The sequence below is a fragment of the Paenalcaligenes sp. genome (assembly GCF_030152715.1).
In the GTDB taxonomy this organism is placed as follows: domain Bacteria; phylum Pseudomonadota; class Gammaproteobacteria; order Burkholderiales; family Burkholderiaceae_B; genus Paenalcaligenes; species Paenalcaligenes hermetiae.
In genome coordinates this window covers 1-12,014 of record NZ_JASLIX010000072.1, presented here as the reverse complement: position 1 = coordinate 12,014, position 12,014 = coordinate 1, and the positions used below count along the sequence as shown (strand labels likewise).

10 protein-coding genes and 1 tRNA gene are annotated in these 12,014 nt (G+C 48.9%); 3 read left to right on the top strand and 8 right to left on the bottom strand.

The window, feature by feature from the left end:
* Positions 1–1,273 (top strand): ATP-dependent RNA helicase DbpA (gene dbpA / locus Q1V74_RS05990; protein ID WP_300647494.1); only part of this gene is annotated, 1,273 nt, incomplete at its 5' end.
* A 27-nt stretch (positions 1,274–1,300) separates the two neighbouring features.
* Here the strand turns inward: dbpA and Q1V74_RS05985 are convergent.
* The 5 genes from Q1V74_RS05985 to bioF are packed head-to-tail and all read right to left on the bottom strand — an operon-like array spanning position 1,301 to position 5,985.
* Positions 1,301–2,656, bottom strand: a complete 1,356-nt coding sequence (locus tag Q1V74_RS05985) for an adenosylmethionine--8-amino-7-oxononanoate transaminase (protein WP_300647493.1) — start codon at positions 2,654–2,656, stop codon at positions 1,301–1,303.
* Positions 2,653–3,345, bottom strand: a complete 693-nt coding sequence (gene bioD, locus Q1V74_RS05980) for a dethiobiotin synthase (protein WP_300647492.1) — start codon at positions 3,343–3,345, stop codon at positions 2,653–2,655. The genes Q1V74_RS05985 and bioD overlap by 4 nt, the downstream gene beginning before the upstream one ends.
* Positions 3,342–4,154, bottom strand: a complete 813-nt coding sequence (bioC, locus tag Q1V74_RS05975; protein ID WP_300647491.1) for a malonyl-ACP O-methyltransferase BioC — start codon at positions 4,152–4,154, stop codon at positions 3,342–3,344. The genes bioD and bioC overlap by 4 nt, the downstream gene beginning before the upstream one ends.
* Positions 4,130–4,843, bottom strand: coding sequence for an alpha/beta fold hydrolase (locus tag Q1V74_RS05970; protein ID WP_300647490.1), 714 nt, complete (start codon positions 4,841–4,843; stop codon positions 4,130–4,132). Before Q1V74_RS05970 ends, bioC begins: the two co-directional genes overlap by 25 nt.
* On the bottom strand, positions 4,825–5,985 hold the full coding sequence (gene bioF, locus Q1V74_RS05965; protein ID WP_300647488.1) for an 8-amino-7-oxononanoate synthase: 1,161 nt from the start codon (positions 5,983–5,985) through the stop codon (positions 4,825–4,827). Before bioF ends, Q1V74_RS05970 begins: the two co-directional genes overlap by 19 nt.
* A 63-nt stretch (positions 5,986–6,048) precedes the next feature.
* On the opposite strand from bioF, the gene Q1V74_RS05960 reads away from it, so the two are divergent.
* Positions 6,049–6,519: a pyridoxamine 5'-phosphate oxidase family protein gene (locus Q1V74_RS05960; RefSeq protein ID WP_260649714.1), complete on the top strand. Its 471-nt coding sequence runs from the start codon at positions 6,049–6,051 to the stop codon at positions 6,517–6,519.
* Positions 6,520–6,567: 48 nt separating this feature from the next.
* Here Q1V74_RS05960 and pntB read toward each other — a convergent pair whose 3' ends face one another.
* The 3 genes from pntB to Q1V74_RS05945 form a co-directional block, all read right to left on the bottom strand.
* Positions 6,568–7,944: a Re/Si-specific NAD(P)(+) transhydrogenase subunit beta gene (gene pntB / locus Q1V74_RS05955; protein WP_300647487.1), complete on the bottom strand. Its 1,377-nt coding sequence runs from the start codon at positions 7,942–7,944 to the stop codon at positions 6,568–6,570.
* A gap of 19 nt (positions 7,945–7,963) precedes the next feature.
* Complete coding sequence (locus Q1V74_RS05950) at positions 7,964–9,511, bottom strand: Re/Si-specific NAD(P)(+) transhydrogenase subunit alpha (RefSeq protein ID WP_300647486.1); 1,548 nt, start codon at positions 9,509–9,511, stop codon at positions 7,964–7,966.
* Positions 9,512–10,003: 492 nt separating this feature from the next.
* Positions 10,004–10,088: transfer RNA gene (locus tag Q1V74_RS05945), tRNA-Leu, on the bottom strand.
* A gap of 63 nt (positions 10,089–10,151) precedes the next feature.
* Between Q1V74_RS05945 and rnr the strand changes: the two genes are divergently transcribed.
* Positions 10,152–12,014, top strand: a 1,863-nt coding sequence (gene rnr, locus Q1V74_RS05940; protein WP_300647485.1) for a ribonuclease R, incomplete at its 3' end; no start/stop codon positions are given.

The following is a 12,014-nucleotide window of genomic DNA, read 5'->3' as shown; positions in this document are numbered from 1 at the left end:
TATTCTAGAAGGCCGTGATGTGATTGCTCAAGCCAAAACAGGGAGTGGTAAAACCGCTGCGTTTGCGTTGGGGGTTTTACAACAGCTGGATACCACGCTACGACAGCCTCAGGCTTTGGTGCTGTGCCCTACGCGAGAGCTCGCAGCGCAGGTAGCCGAGGAAATGCGCCAGCTGGCGCGTGCTATGCCTAACTGTAAAATTATGACCCTAACGGGTGGCACGCCAGTGCAACGCCAGGCCGACTCTTTAGCCCACGGGGTTCATATTGTGGTAGGAACGCCAGGTCGTGTGCTGGATCATCTAGAAAGACAAAGCTTGGATGTGTCCGCGGTGTCGATGTTAGTGCTTGATGAAGCCGATCGTATGATTGACATGGGCTTTTACGACGAGATGTCTCACATCGAGGCGCTATGCCCGCGTCAACGGCAAACGCTTTTATTTTCTGCGACGTACCCCGATCATGTGGATAAGGACGCTACGCGTTTTGTACGGGATGCGATCCATGTACAAGTGCAAACCGAATTAACAAGCGTGCCAGTGCAACATTATTTTTATGCTGTTGCGGCAGAGGAGCGCTTTGATGCCGTGGTTCGTTTACTGTTGCACCATCAGCCTACTTCTGCTTTATTGTTTTGTAATACCAAACTGGTGAGCGATCAGCTGTGCGATTATTTGCGTAGTCTAGGTTTTAGCGCTCTGGCTTTACATGGGGATTTAGATCAGCGGCAACGGGATGAGGTCTTAATCCAGTTTGCGAATCATAGCTGCTCAATTTTAGTGGCTACGGATGTGGCTGCACGAGGCCTAGATATTCAGGGGCTGCCGGTAGTCATCAATGTGGAGCTACCACATCAAGTGGAAAGTTATATCCACCGCATTGGGCGCACCGGAAGAGCCGATCAAACGGGGGTTGCCTTAAGCTTTTTTGAGGCAAAAGATAAGCCGTTGCTTCAGTTATTACAGCAAGCTGGGATTGATACTGGGGTGGGTGTGTTGCCGCCAGCAAGCCGCCAAGCGCGCCCTCATAGCGCTCCCATGAAAACGGTTGTCATCATTGGGGGGAAGCGGGATAAATTACGCCCCGGTGATATTTTGGGAGCCCTAACTGGTGATGCCGGCTTAGATAAAGATCATGTCGGCAAAATACAGGTCGGGATGGTGGTGAGTCATGTCGCCATCGCAACAGAAGTGGCAGCGTTAGCCTTAGATCGCTTGTTGCGTCATGGCATCAAAGGTAAACGTTTTAAAGCACATTTTGTGCGTAATGGCTAAACAAGCTGGCATGGAGCCAGCTTTGGGTTAGCGTACGGCTAGATCAATACCGTCGCTGGCGACCTGAGCGAGAAGATCGATATGTGATTTCTCGATAATATACGGGGGCATAAAATAAATCACATTTCCTAGGGGACGTAATAATACGCCTTGGCTAAGAGCGTGATTAAAGATACGTAGCCCGCGGCGTTCTCGCCAGTCAAATGGGGTTTTGCTTGCTTTGTCCTTGACCATTTCAATAGCAAGAATCATGCCAGTTTGGCGTACCTCGGCAACATGTGGGTGATCATGAAGGTGTGCCGTGGCTTGTGCCATGTATTGCGCTGTTTGTTGGTTTTTTTGGATGATGTTTTCTTGCTCAATTAAGTCTAAGGTCGCTAGGGCAGCGGCACAAGCTAAGGGGTTGCCTGTGTACGTGTGCGAATGCAAAAAACCATTGAGTTTTTCATAGTCGTCATAGAACGCTTCGTAGACGGTGTCGGTGGTAAGCACGGCTGCTAAAGGCAAGTAGCCACCGGTAAGCCCTTTGGAAAGCACCATGAAATCGGGGGTGATATGGGCCTGTTCACAGGCAAACAATGTCCCCGTACGCCCCATGCCCACTGCAATTTCATCCACAATTAAATGTACATTATATCGGTCGCAGGCCTGGCGTAATAAAGATAAATAAACGGGGTGATACATACGCATGCCTGCAGCCCCTTGCACTAAAGGCTCAAGGATAACCGCAGCAATATGATGGTGATGCTCAGCAAGCGCTTTTTCCATATGGGTAAACATATGGCGGCTATAGTCCTCCCAGCTTTGGCCCGCTTCACGCCAGTAGCAGTCAGGGGTAGGGACTTTGATGCTATCAAAAAGCAACGCTTTGTAGGTATCGGTATAAAGCGGGATATCGCCGACTGACATGGTACCAATCGTTTCCCCATGATAGCCGTTCGTAATAGTGGCAAAACGGGTTTTTTGGCTTTGGCCCTGATTGCGCCAATAATGCAGACTCATTTTTAGCGCCACCTCAATACTTGAGGAACCATTGTCAGCATAAAAAACACGATTTAAGCCCGTGGGCGTGATGTGAACTAAGCGCTCGGAAAGCTCAATAACCGGCTGATGGCTAAAGCCCGCTAACATAACATGCTCTAAAGTGTCGACCTGAGCTTTGATGCGCTCATTAATGTAGGGGTGACAATGCCCAAACAAAGTCGTCCACCAAGAGCTAATCGCATCTAGATAACGATTTCCATTAAAGTCTTCTAAATAAAGGCCTTGGGCGCGTTGAATCGGGATTAAGGGGATACACTCGTGATCCTTCATTTGAGTACAAGGGTGCCAGAGCACAGCTAAGTCACGTTGCATCCATTGAGCGTTAAGATCGTTGTTCATGCTTTTGACAATAAAGGAGATAAATCTATATGTTGTGCGACATCCGCCGCTGTTAGATGTGGCTGATGAGGAATTACCCCTAAACACGGGGCACGCATGCTTATTTTTAAACAATCAATGTTTTCTTGGGCGGCTTCGGTATGCGGTTCGATTTGATTCGCTACCCAACCGGCTAAAGGTAACCCGGCGTGTTGGATAGCATCCATGGTCAATAACGCATGGTTAATGCAGCCTAAACGAATTCCTACGACTAAAATTACAGGAAGCTGGAGTTGCAAGGCGAGATCGGACAGTCTTTCCGTTTGATTTAAAGGCACATGCCACCCGCCGGCACCTTCTACTAAAGTAAAATCCGCCCCTTTGGCTAAGATTGCTTGAACCTTAGGCAGTAGGCTGGCCGTGTTAAGCAAGTGATTTTCTTTGGCGGCTGCGATATGTGGGGCAATCGGAGGCTCAAAGGCAAAAGGGTTGATTTCCTCATAGGTGGCAGAGACGGTGGAGTAAGCCTGCAGATGCAGCGCATCAGCATTACGTAAGCCCTCAGGGCTTAGCGAACAGCCAGAGGCCACTGGTTTGGTGGCAAGCGTGCTTAGCCCCTGTTGCTGGGCGGCGTATAACAAACCGCCGGCAATGGTGGTTTTACCGGCATCGGTATCAGTGCCAGTTATAAAAAAAGCCGGATTGCTCATGATGGTTTTCTAAGTAATAAGTGAATAATATGCCACGTGGCAGGTAAGCCTTGTGGTCGTCTATAGGTATCATACGCGGCTTGTAATCGTTGTAAACGGTCTTTGGCGGCCAAGTGAGGGCGTCGTCCTGCATGCAGGTGATTGGCCCCGAGTTGTTTTAGCTCATGGCGCAATTGCCGTAAATGATCATAAAAATACACATACTCTTGGGTATGTAAGTGTTGTATGGCAAGGGGACTGGCTTGGCAAAGTTGGGTATAGGCCGATGCCGTTCGAAAATGATTTACATGTTGCGCATCGTCGACTTGAGCCCAGCTGTTTTTGAGCTCGTAGAGGCTGCCCTCAAGCACACTACTGAATAAAAAATACCCTCCTGGGCGTAAAATGCGTGCACACTCATTAAGTGTTTGTGCAAAATTGAGTGACCATTGCACCGCTAAGCTACTAAAAATGATATCCACACTTGCTGTGCGAAGGGGGATTTGTTCCATGTCGGCACATAGGTAGGCATCAGCGCACTGCTGTTGGGCTGCGTACTGCAACATGCCTTGGGCGAGGTCCACAGCAACGAGAGTGCTTTGCGGATACATGGCTTTGATTTTTTTGCTGAAATAACCTGTGCCAGCACCAAGGTCAAGCACCCATGGTGCCGCAGCGATAGGGCGAGGCAGTAAGCCGATTAAGTCTGTTCCTACTTCTCGCTGTAAGTGGGCGACGCGATCATAGGTTGTGGCAGCGGCCGAAAAACGTTGAGCGACCGCTTGCTTATGTTGGCAATAGCTACTCATAGCGCGTGTTGATGTATCCATTGGGTGATTGATGCAGCCAGAGTTTGAGCGTGACTGTACACCATTGCGTGACTAGCTGGTACGCTGTGATAGGTATGGTGTGGGTAATGTTGCTTTAGGCTTTGCATGCTGCTTAAGGGGACAAGCGCGTCTTGCGTAGCATAAAAATGGAGTTGTAATGGGCGAGCGGCACGTAGAGGCGTAGCATTATTGATTTGTGCTAAGTAGTCCAGACCTACTTGTAGATCTTGGATTGTGAGGTGCGTGTCGATCCATTGAGTGCCGAGTTGGCGTAAAGCGCGATCGCCTTGGGTGCACAGACGCAAAAAATGGTGCAGAGTTCGCTCGGGCTGGGAAAGCAGCGAGGAGGAGAACGCCCTAAAGGTAGCAAGCGGCATGGCTTCTGGCCAATCGGGTTGAGCGATAAACTGCCGGTTACTACCTAGGGTGATGACAGCACGTAGGGGGTGCGATAAAGCCAATTGCAGGGCTAGCATGCCCCCTAGCGACCAACCAATAACAATGGATTGTGCGGGGATGCGTGCGCGCAAATGCTGTAGGCTATGAGCTAGATCTTTAGCGATATAATCCCGCATGCAAAGTAGCTGTTGCTCAGGGAGTTTGAGTGCTTGTTGTAAGGGTGTCAACACATGTTGATTCATGCCCCAGCCGTTAAGTAAATAAATCGGGGTCATGAGTGAGGTTTCCATAAGCGTTGTAAGGTCATTAACAGCGCGTCAATGTGTTCAGGTTGGTGAGCCGCGCTTAAGGTAATACGTAAGCGGGCCGAGCCCTCGGGCACGGTGGGCGGACGAATCGCCCCCACTAAAAAACCATGCGCCTGCAGTGCTTGAGCGAGCCGCATCGTTTGTGCGTTATCTCCAATCACAATAGGCTGAATTGGAGTACGACTGGGCATAACGGGAAGCGCATAGTGTTGTGCCCGAGATTGAAAGTACTGGATCAGTGACTGCAAGTGCTGACGTCGCCAGGCTTCTTGTTCTAACAACTCTAATGCTGCTAAGCTAGCATAAGCTAGTGCGGGCGAAGAGGCGGTAGTATAAATATAAGGCCGTGCAAACTGGATCAGGTACTCAATCAGTGCGGTATCACCGGCGACAAAAGCCCCAGAGGTCCCTAGCGCTTTACCTAGGGTCCCCATTAAAATGGGAACCTTGTCTGTGGTTAAGGCGGCTTCTTCTATGCTACCCGCACCTTTTTGACCGAGCACACCGAAGCCATGGGCGTCGTCAATCATCAATAAGCTCTGATGTTGCTGGGCAATATGAGCCAGTTCGCGCAGGGGGGCGATATCACCATCCATGCTAAATACCCCGTCGCTAACAATCAGCGTTTTACCTTTTGCGCGTTGTAGGCGCTGTTGCAGGTGATCCATATCCACATGTTGATAGCGTAAGAAACGGCAACCCGCCAAGCGCCCACCATCAAGTAAAGACGCATGGTTAAGACGGTCATGCAGCACAGTATCCGTTTTTTCCATAAGGCTACTGATAACTGCTAGGTTGGCCATATAGCCAGTCGAAAACAGCAGGGCGCGAGGGCGGTTTGTCAGAGAGGCTAAAGCTTGCTCTAGGTCTTCGTGGGGTGACAAATGCCCAGATACTAAATGCGCTGCACCGGCGCCTACGCCCCATTTTTCTGCCCCTTGCTGTAGAGCATGAATGACCTTGGGGTGGTTGGCCAAACCTAAATAATCATTAGCGCTGAAATTAACCACCGCTTGCTGCCCCAAGGTGGTTTGTGCGCTTTGAGGTCCGGTTAAGAGCGGACGTTGGCGATAGCGCTGGTGCGCGTGTTGTTGTTGCAGACGTTGTTGGATACGATGTTGCATGAGCAAAACAGTAATCAAAGCAAATAAGTTTAACTCAAGCAACCATAGCATAAAGGTAAAAACATGACAGATTCATCGAGCTGGCAGGTCGTATTAGCGCATTTGTTAACGCAGCAGCGTATTGCTAGTTTAGCTACTCTGGATGAACAAGGACACCCGTTTATTTCAACGGTACCGTTTGCAGTGTGTAAGCAAACGCATACATTGTTGATCCATATTAGTGCTTTAGCTGCACATACACAGCATTTACAAGCTCGTCCCTTGGCCTCGATTGGAGTCTGTGCCGCGGAGCGTGTAGGTGAGCCAGTCCATGATTTGGCTCGCGTCAGCTATCAGGTGCAAGCTCGGTTTTTATCCAAATCATCGCCTGAGTGGGAGCCAGCACAAAGCGTGTATATTCAGCGCTTTCCCGATATGGCTTTTTTGTTTGATTTTAAGGATTTTAATTTAGTGGCGCTCTCGCCCACACAAGGACGATTGGTCGCGGGCTTTGGTCAGGCACGCCATTTGCCCCAGAATCAACTACTAGGATAAAAAAAAGCCCCTTGGAGACCAAGGGGCTAAGGCTGAACATAGCAGGACTTATAGGGCCTTTTGGATTTGTTCTACGGTTTCTTTCGCATCGCCAAAGCACATAAAAGTATTGTCATTAAAGAACAAGGGGTTTTGAACACCCGCATAGCCTGAGCTCATCGAGCGTTTAAATACCACTACGTTTTTGGCTTCCCAGACATGTAAAACGGGCATGCCTGCAATCGGACTATGAGGGTCTGTGGCAGCAGCGGGGTTAACGGTATCATTTGCTCCTATCACTAATACCACATCGGTATCCGCAAAGTCCTCGTTGATTTCGTCCATCTCTAACACAATATCGTAGGGGACTTTGGCCTCAGCTAAGAGTACGTTCATATGCCCAGGTAAACGTCCCGCAACGGGGTGGATACCAAAGCGGACATTGATACCATCACGACGCAAAATGCTGGTGATTTCAGCCACGGCGTTTTGTGCATGAGCAACGGCCATACCGTAACCGGGGGTGATAATTACAGAAGAAGCATTTTTGAGCAGGTCGGCTACCTCTGCTGGTTGGATTTCACGGTGCTCTCCTTCGGTTTCTTCTGCTTGGCTAGTGCTACCATCACTACCAAAACCGCCTGCGATCACAGAAATAAAGGAGCGGTTCATTGCTTTACACATGATGTAGGATAAAATCGCGCCAGAAGAGCCTACCAAAGCACCGGTAACGATAAGCAAATCATTTTCTAGCATAAAGCCCGCGGCGGCGGCAGCCCAGCCGGAGTAGGAGTTCAGCATAGAAACCACAACCGGCATGTCGGCGCCCCCAATCGCTGCGACCAAATGCCAGCCAAAAGCAAAAGCAATAAGGGTCATGAGCAGTAATGGGAAGATTGAGCCATCCACTTTCATGAACCAAACTAAAAGCAGTACGGATACCACAATCGCGGCAAGGTTCAACAAGTGCTTGTTTGGCAAAGCAAGGGGTTTGCTGGGAATTTTGCCATTGAGTTTACCAAAGGCCACAATGGATCCTGTAAACGTGACGGCACCAATAAAGACACCGATAAAGACCTCGACCAAGTGAATGGTATGCATATCGGCTGGCACATTATGGGCATCCAAATAGCTGTTATACCCAACTAAAACGGCTGCCATACCCACAAAGCTATGCAGCAGCGCGATCAATTCGGGCATTTGCGTCATTTCTACGCGTTGCGCTTTATAGATACCAATGACGGCACCGATGGCCATGGCAATGATAATCCAAGCAAAGCCGGAAGCGCTATCACTGAAGATGGTGGCAATTAAAGCAATTGCCATACCGGCGATACCAAAGTAATTCCCGTTTTTAGCGGACTCTTGGCGCGATAGACCCGCCAAGCTCAGTATAAAAAGGACGGCTGCAACAATATAAGCTGCAGTGACTAAACCTTGAGACATAGTTGTTTAACTCCTGCGCTTAGTTGTTGTCTTTGCGGAACATTTTCAGCATGCGGCGTGTGACGTAAAAACCGCCAAAAATATTGATGCTGGCAATGAGGATCGCGATAAAAGCCAGAATGGATATAAACCAATTACCCTGACCAATTTGTAAGAGCGCACCGACTACAATGATGCCTGAAATGGCATTAGTAACGGACATAAGCGGCGTATGCAGAGAATGGGTAACGTTCCACACCACGTAATAACCCACTACACATGAAAGCACAAAAACAATCATGTGGTTTAAAAAAGCGGCTGGCGCATTAGCACCTAACCATAAGAAAAAGAGGGCTGCCACCCCAAGCGGCACCAGTTTTTTCCAAAGAGGCGTGGGTTTGGGTGGTTCTTTTTTGATGGCTGCAGCAGGTTTGGCTTTAGGTGCTGCGGGAGCGGCTGACACCTGAATGGGTGGCGGGGGGTACATGAGCTCACCATCATGGGTTAGCGTCATGTTACGCACGATCGGGTCTTCAAAATCCAGTTTCATTTCCCCATCTTTATTAGGGGTCATGAGCTTGGCAAGGTTAGCCAAGTTGGTGGAGTAGAGTTGAGACGATTGACCCGGTAGGCGGTTCACTAGGTCGGTATAACCGATCACCTTTACGCCATTGTCAGTGACAATCATTTTGTCTGCCACGGTGTACTCACAGTTCCCACCCGTGGGCGCCGTTAAGTCAACAATGACCGAACCAGGTTTCATGCTGTCGACCATTTCTTTGGTGATTAAAACCGGTGCGGCTTTGCCAGGGATAGCCGCTGTCGTAATAATAATATCGACTTGCTTAGCTTGCTCGGCAAAAAGCTTCATTTCAGCAGCGATAAACTCATCGCTCATGGTACTGGCATAGCCGTCTCCGCTACCGCTGTCTTGGATAGGGAAGTCCAGCTTAAGAAACTCGCCTCCCATGGATTCAATTTGCTCAGCGACTTCTAGGCGTGTATCAAAAGCCTTAACGATCGCACCCAATTGCATAGCCGCGCCAATCGCTGATAAGCCAGCAACACCTGCTCCGATGACTAAAACTTCAGCAGGGGGCACGCGTCCGGCGGCAGTGATTTGGCCAGTAAAAAAGCGTCCAAACTCGCTAGCAGCTTCTACCACAGCCCGATACCCGCTAATATTTGCCATAGAAGATAAGGCGTCCATCGCTTGGGCGCGGGACATGCGTGGCACCATATCCATCGCAAGTACAGTAATGCGCTTATCTTGAAGCTTTTGGAGAAGCTTCTCATTTAATGCGGGCCAAAAAAAGCTAATTAAAATGGTATTAGGTTGCAGCAAATCTACCGCAGCATCACTGGGTGGATTGACTTTGAATATGATGGGGCATGCCCATGCGTCATTCCGATCCACTAACCTGGCGCCAGCTTCGGCGTAGGCGTGGTCTTCTAGATGTGCTGTTTTACCCGCTTCATGCTCTACTAAAACTTCATAGCCGAGCTTAACGAGTTGCTCAACCGTTTTAGGCGTCGCTGCAACACGTGTCTCACCGGGTAGTGTCTCCTTGGGGATTCCTATCCTCATGATGTGCCTCTAAATAAAAATGAATATACCGATTAGTGTGATTTAGTTGTAACTAGAATAGTCTATTTATAGGGACAAAACCAATAAAAGCATGTTTTTCTACTAAGGGTTAGTTTTTTACCAAAAACCACAGCTCTTGTCGCAAAAATGCAGAGAATGCACAACATATTGTACAAAGAGCGTAAAAGTGAACAGGTAGAAAGAGAGCTTTTAACCGGATTATGGTTAAATAAGAGAAGTAAATATGGTGAGTGTGAGAAGGCGCTGTGGTGTTATCTAGCTATAAAAATATAGTTGGTTTTAACGACAGCTTTGCGACGAAAACGATCTTTTTTAGCAGCAAAGAGAATGCGCTAGAAGAAAGTAAAATAGGGTTGAGATGCTTTTTTGGCATATCAACTCATGTATACTGTAATTTGAGATTTCGAGCTGGCCCCATGGTTTTGCTTGAGCACAAGAGCGCTTACATGGGCGTTGAAATTCGAAAAAAGGTGGTGCCCAGAAGAGGACTTGAACCTCCACACCTTGCGGTACATGGACCTGAACCATGCGCGTCTACCAATTCCGCCATCTGGGCAAATGCAACCAAAAAATTATAAACTTAGTCTTTTAAAAATGGAAGTCCCCTTTGACCAAAAAAATGACGACATCTAAACAGAATATGGACGAAGGTGCGGACCGGTATGAATTACCCCCCGACTTTGATCCTTATGTCCCCAGCCGTGAGGACATTTTAGCGTGCTTGCGTGAGCAAACGCAGCCGCTTACCTTAGAACAACTCGCGCAGCAATTGCGCATTGCTTATCCGATATCGGTGGGTGCTGAGCGCCGCTTAGCCGCCATGCAGCGAGATGAGCAAATTGACATTGACGCACAAGAGCGTATTCGTTTGAATCAGAAATCAGCTTTTATCTCTGGGCGGGTCCAAGGCCATCGTGATGGCTTTGGTTTTTTAATCCGTGATGACGGGCAAACGCCGGATTTATTTTTATCTCCCCGTGAAATGATGCGGGTGCTTCATGGCGACCGGGTGCTGGTGCGCGCAAATGGGGTGTATCGTGGCAAGCCCGAGGCCATTATTGTAGAGGTCTTAGAGCGTGCAACAAATCGCTTGGTAGGGCGTTTGCATAAAGAACAGGGTATCTATACGGTTGCCCCAGAAGACCAACGCATTAAACACGATATTTTTATCGCCCCTGCTGATATTAACGGGGCTAAACCAGGACAAGTAGTGACGGTGGAAATCACACGGCAGCCGGCGCGTCACTTGCAACCCCAAGGTAAAATTATCGAGGTGCTAGGGGAAATTGATGACCCTGGTATGGAAATTGAAATTGCGGTACGCAAATTTGATGTTCCGGTGGATTTTTCCGAGCAGACCCTGGCACAAGCAGCCAAAATCCCGCAGCAACTACGCCCCGCAGACTACAAAAACCGCATTGATTTACGTGACTTGGCATTTATTACCATTGATGGCGAAGATGCACGAGATTTTGATGATGCGGTGTATTGTGAGCAAATCAATGTAGGACGGGGGAAGACTTATCGTAAGGGCTGGCGTTTATTGGTCGCTATTGCAGATGTTAGCCATTATGTGCGCCCTAATGATGCGATTGATCAAGATGCCATTGAACGGGGCACGAGCGTGTATTTTCCACGACGGGTGATCCCTATGTTGCCAGAGTCGTTATCCAATGGAATCTGCTCCTTGAACCCAGGAGAGGATCGTTTGGTTCTGGTGTGCGATATGGTGATTCCAGGCGAGGGCGCACGCGCTGGCCGGATTACCGCCTATCAGTTTTATCCTGCGGTCATTCATTCGCATGCACGCACTACGTATACGCAAATTTGGGAAGCTATCCAACAGCCGACAGGTCCTATTGCTCAATCGCTTGGCGCGTTATTGCCTATGGTGCAAAGTAGCTACGAGCTTTTTCAGATGTTATTGGCTCAGCGCAAAGACCGAGGAGCGATTGATTTTGATACGGTAGAAACCAAAATCATCAGTAACGAGCTCGGGCGCATTGAGCGCATTGAGCCGTTGGTACGAAATGATGCGCATAAGCTTATCGAAGAGTTTATGTTAGCGGCCAACACCTGTGCGGCAGACTTCATGACGCGGCACAAGCGTAGCGGCCTTTATCGGGTGCACGAAAGCCCTACAACAGAAAAGCTGCAATTGTTTCGGGACTATTTGCGTACGCTAGGCCTACATCTTGATGGGGGCGATGAGCCAACAACCGCCGATTATGCGCGGTTGATTGATCAGGCACGTGGGCGTACGGATTTCGAGATCATTCAAACCATGTGTTTGCGCTCTATGCAGCAAGCAATTTATAGCCCAGAAAATGGTGGGCACTTTGGCTTGTCTTATCCGCTTTATACACATTTTACTTCGCCAATTCGACGTTACCCTGATTTGCTTACCCATCGTGTCATTAAATCTATCTTAGCGAAAAAACGCTATGTGCCCGATATTGGGGCGGAGCCAGGGGATGAGCAG